The sequence below is a fragment of the Halosimplex yunnanense genome, from assembly GCF_054504345.1.
This window is the reverse complement of the sequence record NZ_JBTJEL010000035.1, coordinates 181,571-199,227: the sequence shown is the minus strand read 5'-3', so window position 1 is coordinate 199,227 and position 17,657 is coordinate 181,571. Positions and strand designations below refer to the sequence as shown.

The window sequence follows — 17,657 nt, the reverse complement described above, 5'->3', positions numbered from 1 at the left end:
GCGAACCTTGACCCGGTTCCGGAACCGAGGTGACGCTCACAGTTCGATGTCGGCCCGGCCGCTGGTGGCGCTGCGGAGTCGGTCGCGGAGCCCCGTCCCGTCTTCGACGGGAACGCGCACGTCGAAGGAAACGCGCTCGGCGTAGTCGGCGTCGAACTCGACGCCGTCGCTCTCGAGGATGCCGCGGACGGTGCCCGAATCGTCGTAGTCGACGGCGACCGAGAAGGTCTCGTGGGGCCGTTCGGTGGTCGTTCCGGCCGCGTCGAGGCCGTCTTTGACCGCCCGGGAGTACGAGCGGGCGAGCCCACCGACGCCGAGGTTCGTCCCGCCGTAGTAGCGGGTGACGACGGCGACGACGTTCTCGATCTCTTCCTGCTGGAGGACGTTCAGCGCGGGGTCGCCGGCCGACCCGGACGGCTCGCCGTCGTCGCTGGCCCACTCGCGGAACGGATCGGCCCGCACGCGATACGCGGGGACGTTGTGGGTAGCGTCGTCGTACTCTTCGCGGACCTGGGCGACAAACGTCTCGGCTGCTTCGACCGTGCGAGCGGGGGCAACGTGGCCGATGAACTCGGAGCCGCGCACCTCGAAGCGCGCCTCGCCGCGGTCGGCGACGGTCCGGTATGGCTCGTCGGCCGCGCCGGGTCCGGTCGTCGCGGGCTCGTCTGTCACGCTTCGGCGTTCGGCCGGCCCGCCCTTAGGTGTCACCGTCGCCGGCCGCGTCGGGACCGCCGTCTGGCCGCGCCGTCTCGCCGCTGTCGACGTCCCTGCCGCGGGACCACGTCATGTCGAGGTGTCCCTCGACTTCCTCGCCGCCGAGTTCGTCGGGGCGGTCCGGCGCCGAGACGTCCGTCTCGTACTCCTCGGGCGGCGGGAGTCGCACCTCGTCGCCGCCGACCGTGACCGTCAGCGACTGCCCGGCGGCGAGGGCGTCCTCGATCGTTTCGAGCCCCTCGGCGAACGGCGTGTGCGCTTTCGCCTCGCGGTCCTCGCCCCATCCCGCTTCGGAGCAATCCGCCGACCGGCCGGCGAGGACGGCGTTGAGTGCGGCGCCGACGAGGATGACGAAGCCGCTGAAGTACAGCCACGTCACGAGCAGGAGGACGGTCCCGAGGATGCCGTACCGCTCGCCGACGCTGGCGACGGCGACGTAGTACCGGAAAAGGTACTCGAGCAGCGTCCAGCCGACGGCCGCGAACACGGTCCCCGGGACGACCTCGCGGACGGTCACGTCCTCGTCGGGGAAGAGGTAGAACAGCGGGAGGAAGACGACCGCGAGACTGGTGGTCGAGACGACGCGGTCGAGGAACCCGCCGACGGCCCCGTCGCCGAACGAGAAGACCGACCCGATCGCAGCGGCGACGAGGAGGCCGACGCCGACGGCGCCCAGCGCGACGCCGGCGTCCCTGAACGAGTCGACCAGTCCCTTCGGGTCGTCCAGGTCGTAGATGCTGGAGAAGGCCGCGTCGAGACTCCGGAAGATCTTGATAGCCCCCCAGAGGAGCACGCCGACGCCCAGCACGGAGAGGCTGGTGTGCTCGGTCGCCTCGGTGACGGTCTCGGTCAGCAGGCCGCCGGCGTTCGGCGAGAGGTAGGTCCCCATCGCGCGGAGCGCGTCGACCGCCGCGGCCTGGTCCTCGATCCGGGAGATCAGCAACAGGATGACGAGCATGAACGGCAGCAGCGAGACGAACGCGTGGTAGGCGATGCTCCCGGCCATGAACGTCAGGCGCTCGGCCCGGGCCTCGCGGACGACGGCGCGAGCGAGCGCTCCCGCGCGCCGGAGCCTGGACATGCGCGCGCTACGGGCCGCAGCCGGAAAACCCAGTCGCCGACGGACGCGGGGACCGGCGACGAGCCGTCGGGGCGACACGGCCGCGGGGCCGTCCGCGTCTCACCGCAGTTCGATCTTGTGGACGAACTCCATCGACCGGATCTCGTTCAGGAGATCACCGGGGATCTCGCCGTCGGTGATGACGTACAGTTTGGGGTCGTCGGTGAACTCTGGGTCCTCGCTGATGGTCTGGCGGATGGAGATGTCCCGGTCGGCGATGGCGCCGGTGACGGTGGCGACGATGCCGGATTCCTCGGCGTCGCGGACGGTGATCGCGAGCGCCGTCAGGTCGAGCACCGGCGCGAGGTCCATCAGGCTCGGGATGGCGGAGATGTTCTGGAAGATACGCCGCAGCTCGTCGTCGGCCAGGATGGCGTCGGTGGTGGCGTCGACGACCCGGCGGTCGACGTCGACCTCGCGGGCGATGCCGGTGTTGGGGATCTCGATGCCGCCCGAGACCACGCGCCCGTCGTCGTTGACGGAGAAGCCGCGTTCGAGGATGAGCCGGATGACCGCCTGCTGGCTCGGCGAATCGGCGAACTTCTCCATGATCGCGTCGAACGTGGCGGTCTCCGCCGTGGGCGCGACGCTCTCGCCGTCCCCGTCGCCCCCCGTCTCGTCGTCCGTCGCCTCGTCGCTCATCTATAGCTCGCCTTTCGTGCTCGCCACGTCGCTGCGGCGCTCGTCGATCCGCGTGGCGTCGTCGAGCGCGCGGGCCAGCCCCTTGAACAGGGCCTCGATCTCGTGGTGGGCGTTCTCGCCCTCGACGCCCGCGTGCAGCGTCAGGCCGGCGTTCATCGCCAGCGAACGCAGGAAGTGCTGGGCCATGTGGCTGGTCAGCCCGCCGACCGAGTCCTGCGAGAACTCGCCGTCGAACGCGAAGTAGGGGCGGCCGCTGACGTCGACGACGACGCTGGCGACGGCCTCGTCGAGCGGGACCTTCCGGTCGGCGAACCGGCGAATGGCGCGCTTGTCGTCCAGCGCCTCGGTGAAGGCCTCGCCGAGGGTGATCGCCACGTCCTCTGCGGTGTGGTGGTCGTCGATCTCCAGGTCGCCGTCGCACTGGACTGTCAGGTCGAACAGGCCGTGCGTGGCGAACGACCCGAGCATGTGGTCGAGAAAGCCGATACCGGTGTCGACGGTGGCGTCGCCGTCGCCGTCGACGTCGAGCGTCACCTCGATCTCCGTCTCGGCGGTCTCGCGGGTCACCGCCGCCGTCCGCTGGGTCATGCCTCGACCAAGCGCACCCGCCTATTTGGCCGTTGTGTTCGTTCGAGCCGGGGTCGCTGCCCGCGACGGCGCCGCCCTCAGTCGCACGACGGCGCGGCGTCAGACGCGCGTCAGCCGCCTGTCTGCCCGGGATTTACGTCCGATTGGCTCGGTGACACGATCGTGGACCGTCACTGGACGCTCGACCTCGTCGCGCTGTCGGGCATCGCCGCCGGGTTCGTCCTCTTCGCGGCCGGCGAGGGAGCCGTGCTCGCCGGCGTGGTCGCCGCCGCCAGCGCCTACGCACTCGTCCTCCCCGAACTCGTCTCGTCCAGTCGACGGGCCAGTCCCCGCTGACCCCTCCGCTCGGATCCGCCCCGGCCGAACATGCGCGGCCGAGCCCGCTTTCAGTCGTCGACCGTTCCGGACTCGATCCTCTCGGCGGCGTCTCGACGCAGCTCCGCGACCCTGGCGAGGCCGACGACCACGACCGCGGCGACCAGCGGCGCGACCAGCAGCCGCATGGCCGTCACGGCGTCGGAACCGCCGATGACGACGCCCATGATCGCGGGGACCGATCCGACCGAGATCGACGACACTGACGACGCGAGCGCGTTGACCGGGCCGCTGTACTCGGGGACCGCGTCGGTGGCGTAAGCCATCATCGTCGGGAACACGCCGGAGATCAACAGCCCGATCGCGACGACACCGGCCAGCACCCACGGGCCGCTGGCGAGGAAGAAGGTGAACGCGAACGCGGGCACGAGCAGCGTCAGGACGCCGACGAGCAGCGTCAGCGGTCCGAGTCGCGCCGTGAGTGCGCCACAGGCGAAGCGACCGGGAACGTAGGCCGCGAGCATCGCCGTCAGCGTCAGCTCCGCCCACGCGCCGGGAAGTTCGGCCCTGGCGTAGTACGGGAGCCAGGTGAACAGCCCGCCCTCGACGCCGGTGACGAAAAAGAGCGCGGCCAGCAGGGCGATCACCTCGGGCTGGCGGAGTAACTCCGCGAGGCGCTCGCGAGTGAGCGGGCGCTCGTTCGACCCGACGCTCGGGGCGTCCAGCGACCAGAACAGGACGGCGAGCGCGAGGACGCCGGCGCCGAGGGCGGCGTAGACGAACTGCCACGAACCGAGGCGCAACGCGAGGACGACGGCGAGCGGCCCGAGCGCGGCCCCGACCGCCCAGGTCCCGTCGTAGAGGTTGTAGATCCGCCCGCGCTCGCTGGGATAGAAGTGGCTCAACAGCGGTCGATCGAGCGCGCGGACGAACCCCAGCGCCGCGCCCTGAACGACGGTCACCGCGAGGAAGAACGGGAACGACGGGGCGACGCCCATCGACAGCAGCGCGAGCCCGGTCCCGAACGCGCCGGCGACGATCAGGCGCCGCGCGTCGACGTGCCCGGCGCTCGATCCGACGACGAGGATGACGAGGAGATAGCCGGCGGTCCCCGCTGGCGCGAGAAGCCCGAGTTGCCACTCGGGGACGGTGAAGACGCCTTCCAGCGTCGGCAGCACGGCGCCGCGGACCTGCATGATCGCGCCCGCGGACGCCATCGTCAGGAAGATCGCGACCGTCCACAGCCGCCGGTTCCCGCCGTCTGCGGTCGCGGACGCGCCGGCGCGCTCCTCACTCACTGGCTGCCCCCCCCGCCGACCCCCATCGGACGGGCCGCCGGCGTTCGGAGGGCTCTCTGCTCGGTCGCCGTGTGCATATCGATTCGATCCGGGTCGACGCGGAAAGCGTTTTTGTAGAGCGTCGACGGCCCTGATGCGGCGGGAGAATGACGTATGCGACCGACTTGGGCGTTCAGACGCTCCGTGGCTGAGAGCGATGTGCGCCGTCGTGGCCGAAGTGACGGGCCAGCGAGCCCCGGAAAATGGCGGGGAAGCGAGTCCCGGCGGTCAGTCGCTCGCCTCGGCCAGGGCCTCACTGACACGCCCGTCGGCGGTACCGGCACGGCTGTCCCCGTCTCCGTCAGCGTCGCCGTCGCGGGGGAGTTTGGCGAGTCGGTCGAGGCCGAGCGTCGCCAGGAAAAAGACGCCCCCGACGTACAGGAGCGACTGCGGATCCGTCACGAGGCGACCTACGACGCTGTTCCCGTATCCGAGCACGGTCCCCAGAAATCCGAGCGTCGACGTCGTCCATCCCAATCCGGTGATCCCGGCCAGTTGCTCGGCGGTGTCGGTGTCCGTCGGGAGTGTCGGCTTCCAGTCCATGACGCAAGACTCCCACAGAACACAATAATAACTCGTCTTTCGTGGGCAAATGTAGTGTAAAACAACTTAGTACGTAACGATACGTAAGCACACGTAGCTATCCGGATCGAAAACGTAGCCTACTGAGCGTGATACGTCATCCTACTGGGATGCAGGAGAACGAAAACTGCTATCTACTGACGGGGAGACGAACACTGAACGGTGACGAACACGCTCACACGGCGTCGATGGCTTCTTCGAGCGTGAACGCGCCCTCGTAGAGCGCGCTCCCGACGACGACGGCGCTCGCCCCCGCCGCTTCCAGCGCGCGCACGTCGTCCAGCGTCGCCACGCCGCCGCTCGCGATCACGGGGACGTCCACCGCCTCGACCACGCGGCGGACGGGCTCGGTCCGGACTCCTTCCAGTTGGCCTTCCACGTCCACGTCGGTGAAGAGGATCCCGCCGGCGCCCAGATCCTCGTAGCGCTCGGCGGCCTCGGCGGGGTCGAGGCCCGTGCCCTCCGTCCAGCCGGAGACGACGACCTCGCCGTCTTTCGCGTCGAGGCTCACGAGGACGCTGCCGGGGTACTCGTCGCTGATCTCGGCGACGATGTCGGGGTTCTCGACGGCGGCGGTGCCGAGGATGACGCGGTCGACGCCCGCGTCGAGCAGGGCGACGGCATCGTCGACGGTGCGGATGCCGCCGCCGAGTTGCGTCTCGACGTCGACGGCGTCGACGACGGCTTCGATGGCGTCGGCGTTCGCGCGCTCGCCCTCGAAGGCGCCGTCGAGGTCGACGAGGTGGAGCGTCCGCGCGCCCTGGTCGACCCACCGCTCGGCGGCCGCGACGGGGTCGCCGTACTCCTTGCCGGTACCGCGCTCGCCGCCCACTAGCTGGACGACCTGTCCGTCCTGCACGTCGACGGCGGGGACGACCTCGAACTCGGGAAACATACCCGCCGGTGGGCGAGCAGGGGGCGAAAGCGTGTCGGTCTACCCGTCCGCTCGATCCGGCGAGTCGCCCGCGGATCGCCGGACGGCAGTATCATCCGCGAAAACTCGGCGGCTAGGATTAATAGGTCGTCTCGGAAACGGGGACGTACATATTCGGGCATCCACTGATGAAGGACTACGCTACAGAATTTGGCCGCGGCGGATTGAACTCGGAAGTCGACGTCGACTCTCTCCTGGGGGACATCGGGCTGGACGCCGAGGAGATCGCCTGGCGGAAGGAGTTCGTCGGGTTCGACGAGGACGACGCCGACCGGCTCGCGGCGCTGGAACCGCTGTTCGCGGACCACGCCGACCAGATCGCAGAGGACTTCTACGACAACCTCACGGACCACGAGGAAGCAGTGGAGGTGATCGGCCGGTCGCCGAAGACCGTCGAGCAACTCAAGCGGACGCAATCCGCGTACTTCGCGACGCTCGCGAGCGGCGAGTACGGCGAGTCGTACTTCGCGGACCGGGCCCGGATCGGGAAGATCCACGACGTGCTGCGGATGCCGATGAAGTTCTACATCGGCCAGTACGGCGTCTACTACGACCTCATCGTCGATCTGCTCGGCGAGCGCCTCCGGGAGTCGCTCACCGAGTCGCTCCGGACCGAACTCTCCGAGACGGTCACCGACGGCGGCGTCAGTGTCGCGAGCTCTGACGTGGAAGACGGCCCGGGGGCGTCGATCGACTCTGCCGTCGAGCGGGTCGTCGAGGAGGAGGTCTCGGCCGGGATGGCGGAGCTCCTCTCCGTGCTTCGCATCGTCGACCTCGACATGCAGGTGGTCGCCGACACGTACATCCACGCGTACAACGAGCGTCTGGAGACCGAGATCGAGCGGCGCGAAGCGCTCCAACGGCAGGTCGGCGACGAGGTCGACGAGCCGATGGACGACCTGCTCGACGCCTCCCACGGCGTCACCGAGAGCGCCCGCGAGATCTCCGAGCTCACCGACGATCAGGCCGACCGGATCGACGAGATCACGAGCGAGGTCTCGGAGCTGAGTGCGACCGTCGAGGAGATCGCGGCGACCGCCGACGAGGTCGAAGCCACCAGCGGCGGCGCCCGGCGGCTGGCCGACGAGGGCCGCTCGGAGGCCGACGAGGCCGTCGAGGTGATGGACGCGGTCGGTGACGCGGTCGACAGCGTCGCGGACGACGTCGACTCGCTGCAGACGCGCATCGCGGAGATCGACGAGGTCGTCGAGGTCATCAACGAGATCGCCGACCAGACGAACATGCTGGCGCTCAACGCGTCGATCGAGGCCGCACGCGCGGGCGAGGCGGGCGAAGGATTCGCTGTGGTCGCCGACGAGGTGAAGTCACTGGCCTCCGACTCGCAGGAGCGGGCCGCTCAGATCGAGGCGCTGGTCGGCGACATTCAGCAGGACGCCGACGAGACCGTCGAGAACCTCGAAACGACGACCGGGCGCGTCGAAGACGGCGTCGAGCGCGTCGAGACCGCGATGGCGAACCTCGAAGACATCGCCGAGGCGGTCGCCGAGGCCTCACAGGGGATCGCGGAGGTCGCCGACGCGACCGACGATCAGGCTGCCAGCGCCGAGGAAATCGCCAGCATGCTCGACGACGTCGTCGCCCAGGCCGAACAGGTCGCGGCCGAGGCGGCCGACGTCGCCGACGCCAGCGAGCGACAGACGCAGATGGTCGACGAGATCGGTCAGGCGGTCGAGCGACTCACGACGGACGAGACGTCGGCGTAGCCGTCCGCCAGTCTTTACTCGGCTACGGTCGAGTGGTTGCCTATGGTCTCTCTGTTGCTCGTCGCCGGGATCGCCGTCGCGGCGTTCGTCGGATTCAACATCGGCGGGTCGTCGACCGGCGTCGCCTTCGGGCCGGCCGTCGGCAGCGGGTCGGTGTCGAAGACCGGCGCCGCGGCGCTGATGACGGCGTTCGCGATCTTCGGCGGCGCCACCGCCGGGACGAACGTCATCGAGACGATGGGCGGACGGATCGTCCCGAGCGACCAGTTCACGCTGGCCGCGAGCGTCGCCGTCCTCTTTTTCGTCGGGCTCGCGCTGTTGGTCTCGAACCTCTTCGGCGTCCCCGCCTCGACCTCGATGACGGCGGTCGGCGCCATCGCGGGCCTCGGCGTCGCGACGGGGACGATCGACTGGGAAGTGATGGGCCAGATCGTCACGTGGTGGCTCGTCGCGCCGATCACCGCCTTCTGGATCTGCGCCGTCACCGGCCGGTACCTCTACCCGCACCTCGAAGCGCGTTTCACGCTGGAATCGCCCGGCGACGAACGGACGCTCCGCGAGCGACTGGGGACGGCGCTGGTCGTCGGGATCGGCTGTTACATGGCCTACGCGGCGGGCGCATCCAACGTCGCCAACGCCGTCGGCCCGCTGTACGGCGGCGGGCTGCTCGGCGAGTCGTTCACCCCGTACGTCGCGCTGGCCGGCGTCGCCATCGGGGTCGGTGCGTTCACCATCGCCCGGCGGACGCTCGACACCGTCGGTAACGACCTGACCGACCTGCCGATCCTCGCGGCGCTCATCGTCGAGACGGTCAGCGCGACGATCATCTACCTGCTCTCGGCCGCGGGGATCCCGGCGAGTCTCGCAGTTTCGGCGACGATGTGCATCGTCGGGCTCGGCTGGGGGCGGGCGACCAGAACGAAGCGACTCGCCGACGCCGCCGCCGAGGCCGTCTCCGGCCCGCCCGACGCGGAAGAGAGCGCCGTCTCCATCGACGCCATCGCCGATAGCGACGCCGGGGACCGCGAGCCGCCAGAACCCGGCGACGTGACGAAGATCGGCGAGGAGGACCCCGCGGAGATCACCGCCGCGGATCTCTTCGACCCCGCGGCGACCGGCCGAGTCGTCCTGCTGTGGATCCTCACGCCCTCGATCTCGGCTATCGCCTCCTATCTCGTCTTCCAGTACCTGCCGATCGTGTGAGTTCGGCACCTGCTGATCGTGTAAGCGGCGCTCGTCGCTGTCGGTAGGCTTTACCTGTCGGTGGTCCTCCATCTGGACATGGTCGCTGTGTTGCTCGTCGTCGGCGTCGCTGTCGCGGTTTTCGTCGGGTTCAACATCGGCGGGTCGTCGACCGGCGTCGCGTTCGGCCCGGCCGTCGGCAGCGACACCATCTCGAAGGTCACGGCGGCCGGGTTGATGACCGTCTTCGCGCTACTGGGCGGCTGGACCGTCGGCCGGGAGGTCGTCGACACGCTCGGCAGTGACATCGTCACGACGACGTTCACGCTGGAGATCAGCATCGGCGTCCTCTTTTTCATCGGGCTCGCGCTGTTCCTCTCGAACGTCGCCGGCGTGCCGGCCTCGACGTCGATGACCGCCGTCGGCGCGATGTCCGGACTCGGGCTCGCCCGCGGGACGCTCAACTGGGCGGAGATGGGCCAGATCGTCACGTGGTGGCTCGTCTCGCCGGTGCTCGCGTTCTGGGTCAGCGCGGTCGTCGGCCGCTACTACTACCCCCGGCTGGTCGAGTGGTTCGCGGTCACCCAGACGGAAGGGTCGCTGGTCGCCGTCGACCGCTCGGGGACGGTTCCCCGGCCGGAACTCGGCCCGAACACGACGCGCCGGGAGCTGATCGGCACGCTCTCGGTCGTCGGCATCGGCTGCTACATGGCCTTCTCGGCGGGCGCATCGAACGTCGCTAACGCCGTCGCGCCGCTGGTCGGCAGCGAGTCGCTGGGCATGGACGCCGCCATCCTGCTCGGCGGCGGCGCTATCGGGCTCGGCGCGTTCACGATCGCGCGGCGGACGATGGACACCGTCGGCAACGACCTCACGGACCTGCCGCTGCTCGCCGCGCTAGTCGTCGCCGCCGTCAGTTCGACCATCGTCACCGGTCTCTCGGCGCTGGGCGTCCCCGCGAGCTTCGTCATCATCGCGACGATGAGCATCGTCGGGCTCGGCTGGGGCCGCGCCACGCGAACAGTCACGCTCTCGGACGCGCGGCAGGGCGACACCCCGGAGGTGTCGGTCGGCGCGCTGACCGCGGACGCAGCCGACACTCCGACGGTCGGGGGCGAAGGGGGGAACCCCGAACCGGCCGAGGCCCCGCCCATCGGCGACGAGGACGGCGAGGACATCCCGCGCGCGGACGACTTGTTCGAGCCGGAGACGACCGCGCGGGTCATCTTCCTCCAGAACGTCGTCCCCGGGATCGCGACGGTGGCGTCGTTTCTCCTCTTTCGGTTCGTGTCGCTGTGAGCGCGATCCCGATCGTCACCGAACGTGTGCGGACGTTCGTCCACCAATGTGGCCACTCGGCCGGCAAAACCTGCCAGCGAGGGGTCGAGAGGGTAGCGGAAACAGCAAGGTCTAACAGTCAGGAAGGCGAACCTCGCAAGTGATGCCCACCGTAGAGTACCTGAATTACGAAGTACTGGACGACCAGGGTTGGGACATGTACGACGATGAGACCTTCGAGAAGGCCGCCGAGGCCGACCTCGACGACGAGGACTACGGTACCCTCGAGGTCAACGAAGGGGAGTACATCCTCGAGGCCGCCGAGGCCCAGGGCTACGACTGGCCCTTCTCGTGTCGCGCCGGCGCGTGTGCGAACTGCGCCGCCATCGCCGTCGAGGGCGACATCGACATGGACATGCAGCAGATCCTCTCCGACGAAGAGGTGGAGGAGAAGAACGTCCGCCTGACCTGCATCGGTAGCGCGGCCACCGACGAGGTCAAGATCGTTTACAACGCGAAGCACCTCGACTACCTGCAGAACCGCGTCATATAATCGTCCCACCATAGACCGACAGTATCGGGATCGACCCGATTTTTCGGAGCGACTCCGTGAGCGACGGCTTCGATCTGCGATCTAGCTCGCTTTCTCTCTGATCGCGCCCCTCCGGCCGCCTCCGATCGACCGCCGGCCTGCCGGTCGCGTCGAAACCACTAACTGACTCCATCGCGCCCATCCGGTCGTGATCGAGTGGCTGGCGACGTTGCTGAGGAGTTCGCCCACGCCGGACCTGCTGCGGCTAGTCGCCGTCCCCGTCTTCGGCTGGGCGGCGTACCGGGACATCCGTACCCGCCGGGTCCCCAACCGGACGTGGCTCCCGCTCGCGCTGCTCGGCATCGCTCTGCTGGCATGGGACCTCTACCGCGCCTCGACGGGCGCGATGATCGGTGGCCTCCTCGAACGCGAGCGCTTCTACCTGCGGGTGGCGCTGTCGCTCGGCATGGTCGGCTCCATCGGCTACCTGTTCTACTGGTTCGGCGGCTTCGGCGGCGCGGACGCGAAGGCGCTGATCGTCCTCGCGGTCCTCTTCCCGACGTTCCCGGAGTACATCTTCCCGACGACGGCGCTGCCGTTGCACCGGACGACCGTCGGCGTCTTCTCGCTGACCATCCTCTCGAACACGGTGCTGGTCGGCGCGGCCTACCCCGTCTTCGTGACGTTCCGCAACGCCGTCTGGGGGCACGTCGCGCCGATCATGTTCATCGGCAAGCCGATCCGGGCCGCCGACGCGGTCGCCGAGTACGGCTCGCTCCTGCAGACGCCGGAGGGGTTCACCCGCCGCGGCCTCGATCTGGACGCCCTCCGGATGTACCTGCGCTGGCGCGGAACCACGCTCGCGGCCGTCCGCGCCGATCCGGAGCGCTTCCGCGACCCCGCCAGTCTCCCCGACGACCCCAACCCGCCAGGCGACGGCTCGATCCCCGACGGCGACGACGTGGTCGGGACGCAACCGACGGATGCCGCGACCGACGGCGGCACCGACACGACTGCCGAAGCCGACGAAGCGGCGTACGACGACCCGTGGGGCGCCGAGGCGTTCCTCGACGACATCGAGCGGTCGGCCTACGGGACGACCCCGGAGGGGCTGCGCGACGGGCTGGACGTGCTCGTCGCCGAAGAGGAGGTCTGGATATCGCCGGGGATGCCCTTCATCGTCCCCATGTTCCTCGCGCTCCTGGTCAGCCTCGTCTACGGCGACCTGTTCTTCGAACTCGTCGCCCTGCTGGTCTGACTATCAGGACTCGGCCGGGCCGACCCGATCGTAGACGGGTCCGATGACGAAAATCGAGAGGAGCCAGCAGACGGCGACGGCGATGTACGCCAGCAGCGGCGTCCGCTGGAAGCCCGGCGCGCTCGTCGCCACGAGCAGTGCGAACGCGCCGACGAGGAGGCCGACCGCGACGACGGTGTTCCCGGCGTCCCAGAGGAGAAACGCCTGCATCGCGCGGCTCTCCTCGCGCCAGGCGGCGAGGAACCGCCGGATCTGCGACCCGATCATCGACCGTGGGTTGTGCCTCGTCCGGTATAAGTGTGGGCGCTCGTCAGGGCTCGTCCCCCTCCCAACAGTTCAGCAACACGCCTTCGTCGGTCGGATGCGGACCGGGATATTCGAACCCCTCTACTGCTGCACGAGCGGCGTTATATCCGCTGATATAGTAGTTGACGGTGTACCGTCCTTCGACATCGTCGTCGAGATGGCGCGTGTACTGGAGGTGAACGACCCAGTTGCGGTCGGTGTGCTGGAGTGTCTCTCTCCTTTCGTAGCCGACCGTCACATCGGGGTACGCGTCGCGGACCGCGGTCTCGCTGGTCCGTCCGTCGGTGGGAGTGTAAGTCGGTGGCTCTCGGTCGAGAACCACCTGATTCTCGACGAATGCGGTTTCGATGCGGACCGCTCGTTCGACCGCTGACTCCCGACTTGCGGGGTTCGCGGGCATTACGATCGACTCAGGAGTTACCGACTGAAATTCCTCCCTGGGTTGCGGGCATTCCGGAAGCCCGCGAATCGAGAGGTCCCGAAAGACGGGAGTCCGTGATTCGGTCGGTGTATCAGCAGGGCTGCTCGAGGTGGAACACCCGGCTAGGGAAGCCGCGGTCCCCGTAAGGCCGATCAGGACTCCGCGACGCGTCGGAGACACAGGTGCCACTTCCCGATGATATACACATAGGTCTTCTGCACTGACATCTGTGGGGGGTTCGACGCTCGGTCCTCCGGCCGGGAGAGCGCGTCTCGATTTCACCGCTCGGACTGGGGGTCTCGTCGACTCGCGCCGGCGCGGCCCGGGTCCGTCTCGCCGGTCCGTTTCGGTCTCCGATGCCTCGCCGGCGACAAAAGACCTATTCGACGGTCGGTCCCAGTTGCGGGTATGAGCGATATCGATCTGGCGTTCGACGAGCAGGAACGCCTCCCCGCGGTCGCCCAGGACGCCGACTCGGGGGAGGTGCTCATGCTCGCGTACGTCACCCCCGAAGCCGTCGAGCGCACCCGCGAGACCGGCTTCGCACACTACTACTCGCGCAGTCGCGAGGAACTCTGGAAGAAAGGCGGGTCCAGCGGCCACGTCCAGCGCGTCGAAGAGATCCGCGTCGACTGCGACGGCGACGCCCTCCTCTATCTCGTCGACCAGGAGGTCGGCGCCTGCCACACCGGCTACGAGTCGTGTTTCCACCGCACCATCGACGGCGAGGTCGTCGGCGAACAGGTGTTCGACCCCGACGAGGTCTACGAGTAGCGCGATGAGCGGCGCCGCCTTCGACCCCGCGACCGACGACCCGCGCGCCGCCGCGGACGCCCTCCTCGCCGACCTCCGGGAAGCCAGCGACGCGCTCGACCGCGCTCGCGACCGCGTCGACGCCGTCGGGGAGTCGGAACTGCGGGCCGTCGCCGACTCCTACGAGGAACTGACGACGCTGTTCGACCGCTACGAGGAGGAGGTGACCGGCGACGGCGACTTCAAGACCTTCATCGAGTTCCAGAGCCAGATCGCCGCCGTCACCGAGGAACTCCCCGAGGACGTCCGCCACCGCGAGGTGTTCGAGCGCGTCGACGACCTCCTCCAGCAGCGCCGGCTCACCGAGTCGGACTGGGGGAAGGTCCACTCGGCGCTCGAACCCGTCCGCGACGACGTGGCCCGCATCGACGACCGGAACGAGGCCCGCAAGCAGTACGAGGACGCCCGCTTCGCCGCCGAGCGCCGGATCGACGCCCTCGCCGACCGCATCGCCGACCTCGAATCCCTCCAGCGGCTCGGCGACGCGGACCTGGACGCCCCCACCGAGCGCCTCCGCGACCCGATCGAGACCTACAACGACCGCGTGACCGACGCCTTCGCCGACTTCCGCGCTTCCGCCAGCGCCCGGGAACTCCTCGCGTTCGTCGCGAAGACCGAGGCCTACCCGCTGGTGGACTTCGAGTCGCCGCCCGCGGACCTCCGGGAGTACGTCGAGACCCACGAGGCCGGCACGGAGCCGATGGGCCAACTGCTGGAGTACGCCGACTACTCGAAGTCCAAGCTCGACCACTACGTGAACGACCCGGACGCACTGAAGCGCAACGTCTCGACCCAGCGCACCTACCTGCGCCGGCTCGGCCCGGAGCCGCTGACGGTGAACTGGCCCCCGTCGGAAGCGGGAACTCTGCGATTCCGCGCCCGCGAACTGACCAGCGTCGTCGCACGGTTCGCCGACGACGTCGAGGGCGGCGAGGAGGCGCTGGTGGCGCTGCGGGACGTGCGCGAGTTGCCCCGGGAGACCGACTACGAGCGCCTCCGCGACAGCGCGCAAGCCCGCGCACAACTCGGCCCGGAGGAGCGCGACCGTCTCGCGAGCGGCGAAGTCGACGACGAACTCGACGCCTGCCGCGACGCGAAAGCGCGACTGGAAGACGCGCTGGACGAGTATCCGGCGTTGTAACGGCAAGACGGGACGACCCGGCAGAGTCTAATGTTTTCTCCCATGACGAACGGCGACGAGCACGATATCGGCCCCCCGACAGGACTCTTCGTAGCGTCTTGCACCCCTACGACAAACATCTACGGTGGGGACAATCTGCGGTGGGTATGATACCCCTAGCTGCCATCGTAGAGTGCCTCGCCCCCGAATGCGATGAGAAATCCTGTCACCATCATTGCGCCACCGACTGTGAGGAGATCTCCCCCCGCCGTAAACACGAATCCACCGAATACCAGAATCAGGAACCCGAGGCGGTATGCTGGGTGTGACATACAGCTGATCGATATCTCGGACATGAGAATATTCTGGTGATAATTAGCGGTGAGGGCCCCCACGCAACCACACGGCCATTCGGCGTTCCTGACCGTCCGAGGCTACTCCTCGCGCTCTTCGGGCGTGTAGGTCTCGACCTCCAGCGCGTGGATGTCGGTGGTCATGTGCTCGTCGAGGGCGTCGTAGACCCGCTGGTGGCGGTCGACGAGCGACTCGTCGGCGAAAGCGGGCGAGACGACGGTGGCGGCGAGGTGGTCGTCGTCGTCCGCGCCGCGGGCGCGGGTGACCGTCGCCTCCGAGTCCGGGATGGACTCCTCGATGAGCGCTTCGATGTCGGCGAGTTCCATGCTCGCAGCGACGCGGGCGAGCGGAAAAACGCTTGTCACTGTCCCGCGCCGCCGCTGCTGTCACTGCACCGCTCCCCCGCGGCGTCCCGGCCGGGATGACGAGGGATTCATACGCCCGCGCCGCGACCGTCCGCGTGGCGGCGATGACGATTAGTTACCCCTCCGAGCCCCTTGTGACGACACGGGACTCCGAGCCGCCTCGATTCTAACCGACCGGTCCTGACGCCGATCAATCGCTGTGTCAGCACGAATTCCAAACAGGTTTGGGACGACATTCTTTCCGCTGGACGTGTACCTCCCACTGGATGATCAGTCCACCCGGCGGCCGTCCTGAGAGCATGGACAGGGCGATCACCGGGGACGTCGTCCCCTGTCCGAACTGCGAACGAGCGACCGGTGTCCCCGTGCCCGCCCAGAGCGCGGTCGTCGACGACGCCGCGGAGGCCGACGGCTCGTCGACGACGAAGTGCCCCAGCTGCGACCGACGATTCGAGGTGTACTACCGGCTCGAATCCCGGGGCTGACACGCTTTGCCGCGATCCGCTCACACCAGCACGTCGACGTCGTAGCCGTGCGAGCGCAGCGCGTCGAGCAGTTCCTCGGCGTGGTCCGGGCCGCGAGTCTCCAGATCGAGTTCCACCTCGGCGGCGTTCATGGCGACGTCCTTGCCGGCGCGGTCGTGTTCGATGGCGTGGATGTTCGCGCGCGACTCGCTGATGACCTCGACGAGGCGCTCGAGTTCGCCGGGGCGGTCCTTGAGGATCGTCCGGATGCGGAGGTACCGACCGGTCTCGACGAGGCCGCGCATGACGACCGTCGTGAGGACGTTGAGGTCGATGTTGCCGCCGCTGAGGACCGGGACGATCACTTCCCCCTCGTCGTAGTCGAACGCGTCTTCGAGGACGGCCGCGAGCGCGACGGCGGCCCCGCCCTCGACGAGCGTCTTCCCGCGTTCGAGCAGCGTCGTCAGCGCGACGGCGATCTCCTCGTCGGAGACGGTGACGACCTCGTCGACGCGCTCGCGGATCACCTCGAACGTCTGCGCGCCGACCTTCCGGGTGGCGATGCCGTCGGCGATGGTGTCGACGCTGTCGCGCGAGACGACCTCGCCTTTCTCCAGGGAGTCGGCGACGCTGGAGGCGCCGTCGGCTTGGACGCCGACGACGCGGGCGTCGGGGTTTTTCGCCTTGACAGCGGTGGCGATGCCGCTGATGAGCCCGCCGCCGCCGATGGGGACGACGACGGTCTCGGCCTCGGGCAGGTCTTCGAGGATCTCGAGGCCGATGGTGCCCTGGCCGGCCATCACCATCTCGTCGTCGAAGGCGTGGACGTAGACGCGATCCTCCTCGCGTTCGATCTCGTGGGCGCGCTCGGCGGCCTCGTCGTAGTCGGCGCCGTGGAGGACGACCTCGGCGCCGTAGTTGCGGGTGGCCTGGACCTTCGAGACGGGGGCGTGTTCGGGCATCACGATCTTCGAGTCGACGCCGATGCGTGTCGCGGCCAGCGCGACACCCTGGGCGTGATTCCCGGCGGAAGCGGTGACGACACCGGAGTCCTGTTGCTCGTGGGAGAGGGTAGCGATCTTGTTCGTCGCGCCGCGGATCTTGAACGACCCCGTCCGCTGGAACGTCTCAAGTTTCAGGTGGACGTCCGCGCCGGTCATCGCCGAGAAGGTGTGCGAGTAGTCGATCGGCGTGTGCCGGGCCGTCTCCGCGACTCGCTCGCGCGCGTCCAGCACGTCCGCGAGTTCGATCATGCCAGCACTACCGCTCGCGGCGTGTTAGATGTAGGGGGAAGAGCGTGTGACACCAGTCACTGCAACGCGATGGTACTTGAACCCGAGCCGTCCGGGGTGAAAGTGGAATCGCGGAACGGCGCCGGGTCACCGCGAGCGTCGGGTACTCGCCGTCGACGCGCTGGAGCCCGTCGAGGACGGCCGGCCCGCGGTAGACGAACTCGTTCAGCACCGCTCCGGCCCGCTCGGGGTCGGTGAGCGTCCCGTAGACGAACGCACGCATCGATCGCACCGACGAGGTAGGGGCAGTTCGTCGTTGCGGCGCGGATGTCCCGGGCGCCGCGCGGCCGGGCCGATCGCGATCGGAGGCGAAAAC

Annotated in this window: 22 protein-coding genes; 9 read left to right on the top strand and 13 right to left on the bottom strand. The window is 68.7% G+C overall.

Annotated elements, in window-relative coordinates; all coding sequences use genetic code 11:
* Positions 1 to 36 precede the first annotated feature (36 nt).
* From AB2U09_RS14640 to hisB, 4 genes are all read right to left on the bottom strand, one after another.
* Complete coding sequence (locus tag AB2U09_RS14640) at positions 37 to 672, bottom strand: IMPACT family protein (protein ID WP_459193467.1); 636 nt, start codon at positions 670 to 672, stop codon at positions 37 to 39.
* A gap of 25 nt (positions 673 to 697) precedes the next feature.
* On the bottom strand, positions 698 to 1,795 hold the full coding sequence (locus tag AB2U09_RS14635; protein ID WP_459193466.1) for a YhjD/YihY/BrkB family envelope integrity protein: 1,098 nt from the start codon (positions 1,793 to 1,795) through the stop codon (positions 698 to 700).
* A gap of 99 nt (positions 1,796 to 1,894) precedes the next feature.
* Positions 1,895 to 2,383: a TrpY family transcription regulator gene (trpY, locus tag AB2U09_RS14630; protein WP_459193757.1), complete on the bottom strand. Its 489-nt coding sequence runs from the start codon at positions 2,381 to 2,383 to the stop codon at positions 1,895 to 1,897.
* Positions 2,384 to 2,476: 93 nt separating this feature from the next.
* Positions 2,477 to 3,064, bottom strand: a complete 588-nt coding sequence (gene hisB, locus AB2U09_RS14625) for an imidazoleglycerol-phosphate dehydratase HisB (protein WP_459193465.1) — start codon at positions 3,062 to 3,064, stop codon at positions 2,477 to 2,479.
* A 162-nt stretch (positions 3,065 to 3,226) separates the two neighbouring features.
* On the opposite strand from hisB, the gene AB2U09_RS14620 reads away from it, so the two are divergent.
* Complete coding sequence (locus AB2U09_RS14620; RefSeq protein WP_459193464.1) at positions 3,227 to 3,400, top strand: hypothetical protein; 174 nt, start codon at positions 3,227 to 3,229, stop codon at positions 3,398 to 3,400.
* 50 nt (positions 3,401 to 3,450) lie between these two features.
* Here AB2U09_RS14620 and AB2U09_RS14615 read toward each other — a convergent pair whose 3' ends face one another.
* From AB2U09_RS14615 to hisA, 3 genes are all read right to left on the bottom strand, one after another.
* Positions 3,451 to 4,677 carry an MFS transporter gene (locus AB2U09_RS14615; protein WP_459193463.1) on the bottom strand — a complete coding sequence of 409 codons (1,227 nt, stop codon included), beginning with the start codon at positions 4,675 to 4,677 and terminating at the stop codon, positions 3,451 to 3,453.
* Between the two features lie 267 nt (positions 4,678 to 4,944).
* Entirely contained in the window at positions 4,945 to 5,259 is a 315-nt protein-coding gene (locus tag AB2U09_RS14610; protein ID WP_459193462.1) for a hypothetical protein, read from the bottom strand.
* A 214-nt stretch (positions 5,260 to 5,473) separates the two neighbouring features.
* A complete protein-coding gene (hisA, locus tag AB2U09_RS14605; protein WP_459193461.1) occupies positions 5,474 to 6,193 on the bottom strand; it encodes a 1-(5-phosphoribosyl)-5-[(5-phosphoribosylamino)methylideneamino]imidazole-4-carboxamide isomerase in 720 nt (239 codons plus the stop codon).
* Positions 6,194 to 6,360: 167 nt separating this feature from the next.
* Here hisA and AB2U09_RS14600 point away from each other — a divergent pair, with 167 nt between their 5' ends.
* The 5 genes from AB2U09_RS14600 to AB2U09_RS14580 all read left to right on the top strand — a co-directional run bounded on the left by AB2U09_RS14600 (position 6,361) and on the right by AB2U09_RS14580 (position 12,206).
* Entirely contained in the window at positions 6,361 to 7,956 is a 1,596-nt protein-coding gene (locus AB2U09_RS14600) for a globin-coupled sensor protein (RefSeq protein ID WP_459193460.1), read from the top strand.
* 42 nt (positions 7,957 to 7,998) lie between these two features.
* Positions 7,999 to 9,159 (top strand): inorganic phosphate transporter, encoded by a 1,161-nt coding sequence (locus AB2U09_RS14595; RefSeq protein ID WP_459193459.1) that lies wholly within the window; start codon positions 7,999 to 8,001, stop codon positions 9,157 to 9,159.
* A 78-nt stretch (positions 9,160 to 9,237) separates the two neighbouring features.
* On the top strand, positions 9,238 to 10,437 hold the full coding sequence (locus AB2U09_RS14590; RefSeq protein ID WP_459193458.1) for an inorganic phosphate transporter: 1,200 nt from the start codon (positions 9,238 to 9,240) through the stop codon (positions 10,435 to 10,437).
* 142 nt (positions 10,438 to 10,579) lie between these two features.
* Positions 10,580 to 10,969 (top strand): ferredoxin Fer, encoded by a 390-nt coding sequence (gene fer, locus AB2U09_RS14585; protein ID WP_459193457.1) that lies wholly within the window; start codon positions 10,580 to 10,582, stop codon positions 10,967 to 10,969.
* A 187-nt stretch (positions 10,970 to 11,156) separates the two neighbouring features.
* Entirely contained in the window at positions 11,157 to 12,206 is a 1,050-nt protein-coding gene (locus tag AB2U09_RS14580; RefSeq protein WP_459193456.1) for a prepilin peptidase, read from the top strand.
* A 3-nt stretch (positions 12,207 to 12,209) separates the two neighbouring features.
* Here the strand turns inward: AB2U09_RS14580 and AB2U09_RS14575 are convergent, their stop codons facing one another.
* Together AB2U09_RS14575 and AB2U09_RS14570 are read right to left on the bottom strand one after the other, a co-directional pair.
* Positions 12,210 to 12,473, bottom strand: coding sequence for a hypothetical protein (locus tag AB2U09_RS14575; RefSeq protein ID WP_459193455.1), 264 nt, complete (start codon positions 12,471 to 12,473; stop codon positions 12,210 to 12,212).
* A gap of 43 nt (positions 12,474 to 12,516) precedes the next feature.
* Positions 12,517 to 13,113: a hypothetical protein gene (locus AB2U09_RS14570; protein WP_459193454.1), complete on the bottom strand. Its 597-nt coding sequence runs from the start codon at positions 13,111 to 13,113 to the stop codon at positions 12,517 to 12,519.
* Between the two features lie 228 nt (positions 13,114 to 13,341).
* Here AB2U09_RS14570 and hisI point away from each other — a divergent pair, with 228 nt between their 5' ends.
* Both hisI and AB2U09_RS14560 read left to right on the top strand, forming a co-directional pair.
* Positions 13,342 to 13,707 carry a phosphoribosyl-AMP cyclohydrolase gene (gene hisI / locus AB2U09_RS14565; protein ID WP_459193453.1) on the top strand — a complete coding sequence of 122 codons (366 nt, stop codon included), beginning with the start codon at positions 13,342 to 13,344 and terminating at the stop codon, positions 13,705 to 13,707.
* A 4-nt stretch (positions 13,708 to 13,711) separates the two neighbouring features.
* On the top strand, positions 13,712 to 14,887 hold the full coding sequence (locus AB2U09_RS14560; RefSeq protein ID WP_459193452.1) for a DUF7118 family protein: 1,176 nt from the start codon (positions 13,712 to 13,714) through the stop codon (positions 14,885 to 14,887).
* Positions 14,888 to 15,042: 155 nt separating this feature from the next.
* On the opposite strand, the gene AB2U09_RS14555 is transcribed toward AB2U09_RS14560, so the two are convergent.
* Together AB2U09_RS14555 and AB2U09_RS14550 are read right to left on the bottom strand one after the other, a co-directional pair.
* Positions 15,043 to 15,198: a hypothetical protein gene (locus tag AB2U09_RS14555; protein ID WP_459193451.1), complete on the bottom strand. Its 156-nt coding sequence runs from the start codon at positions 15,196 to 15,198 to the stop codon at positions 15,043 to 15,045.
* Positions 15,199 to 15,300: 102 nt separating this feature from the next.
* Positions 15,301 to 15,546: a BolA family protein gene (locus AB2U09_RS14550; protein ID WP_459193450.1), complete on the bottom strand. Its 246-nt coding sequence runs from the start codon at positions 15,544 to 15,546 to the stop codon at positions 15,301 to 15,303.
* 305 nt (positions 15,547 to 15,851) lie between these two features.
* Here AB2U09_RS14550 and AB2U09_RS14545 point away from each other — a divergent pair, with 305 nt between their 5' ends.
* Positions 15,852 to 16,070 (top strand): hypothetical protein, encoded by a 219-nt coding sequence (locus AB2U09_RS14545; protein WP_459193449.1) that lies wholly within the window; start codon positions 15,852 to 15,854, stop codon positions 16,068 to 16,070.
* Between the two features lie 20 nt (positions 16,071 to 16,090).
* Here the strand turns inward: AB2U09_RS14545 and ilvA are convergent, their stop codons facing one another.
* Both ilvA and AB2U09_RS14535 read right to left on the bottom strand, forming a co-directional pair.
* Complete coding sequence (gene ilvA / locus AB2U09_RS14540; protein WP_459193448.1) at positions 16,091 to 17,302, bottom strand: threonine ammonia-lyase; 1,212 nt, start codon at positions 17,300 to 17,302, stop codon at positions 16,091 to 16,093.
* A 7-nt stretch (positions 17,303 to 17,309) separates the two neighbouring features.
* The gene (locus tag AB2U09_RS14535) at positions 17,310 to 17,564 is read right to left on the bottom strand and encodes a gamma-glutamylcyclotransferase (RefSeq protein WP_459193447.1); all 255 of its coding nucleotides are present in this window, start codon (positions 17,562 to 17,564) and stop codon (positions 17,310 to 17,312) included.
* Positions 17,565 to 17,657 lie beyond the last annotated feature (93 nt).

Coding starts and splice junctions, on each gene's coding strand:
- AB2U09_RS14635 (WP_459193466.1), bottom strand. CDS start 1,795: ATGTCCAGGCTCCGGCGCGCGGGAGCGCTCGCTCGCGCCGTCGTCCGC.
- trpY (WP_459193757.1), bottom strand. CDS start 2,383: ATGGAGAAGTTCGCCGATTCGCCGAGCCAGCAGGCGGTCATCCGGCTC.
- hisB (WP_459193465.1), bottom strand. CDS start 3,064: ATGACCCAGCGGACGGCGGCGGTGACCCGCGAGACCGCCGAGACGGAG.
- AB2U09_RS14610 (WP_459193462.1), bottom strand. CDS start 5,259: ATGGACTGGAAGCCGACACTCCCGACGGACACCGACACCGCCGAGCAA.
- hisA (WP_459193461.1), bottom strand. CDS start 6,193: ATGTTTCCCGAGTTCGAGGTCGTCCCCGCCGTCGACGTGCAGGACGGA.
- AB2U09_RS14600 (WP_459193460.1), top strand. CDS start 6,361: ATGAAGGACTACGCTACAGAATTTGGCCGCGGCGGATTGAACTCGGAA.
- AB2U09_RS14595 (WP_459193459.1), top strand. CDS start 7,999: ATGGTCTCTCTGTTGCTCGTCGCCGGGATCGCCGTCGCGGCGTTCGTC.
- AB2U09_RS14590 (WP_459193458.1), top strand. CDS start 9,238: ATGGTCGCTGTGTTGCTCGTCGTCGGCGTCGCTGTCGCGGTTTTCGTC.
- fer (WP_459193457.1), top strand. CDS start 10,580: ATGCCCACCGTAGAGTACCTGAATTACGAAGTACTGGACGACCAGGGT.
- AB2U09_RS14575 (WP_459193455.1), bottom strand. CDS start 12,473: ATGATCGGGTCGCAGATCCGGCGGTTCCTCGCCGCCTGGCGCGAGGAG.
- hisI (WP_459193453.1), top strand. CDS start 13,342: ATGAGCGATATCGATCTGGCGTTCGACGAGCAGGAACGCCTCCCCGCG.
- AB2U09_RS14560 (WP_459193452.1), top strand. CDS start 13,712: ATGAGCGGCGCCGCCTTCGACCCCGCGACCGACGACCCGCGCGCCGCC.
- AB2U09_RS14555 (WP_459193451.1), bottom strand. CDS start 15,198: ATGTCACACCCAGCATACCGCCTCGGGTTCCTGATTCTGGTATTCGGT.
- AB2U09_RS14550 (WP_459193450.1), bottom strand. CDS start 15,546: ATGGAACTCGCCGACATCGAAGCGCTCATCGAGGAGTCCATCCCGGAC.
- AB2U09_RS14545 (WP_459193449.1), top strand. CDS start 15,852: ATGATCAGTCCACCCGGCGGCCGTCCTGAGAGCATGGACAGGGCGATC.
- ilvA (WP_459193448.1), bottom strand. CDS start 17,302: ATGATCGAACTCGCGGACGTGCTGGACGCGCGCGAGCGAGTCGCGGAG.
- AB2U09_RS14535 (WP_459193447.1), bottom strand. CDS start 17,564: ATGCGTGCGTTCGTCTACGGGACGCTCACCGACCCCGAGCGGGCCGGA.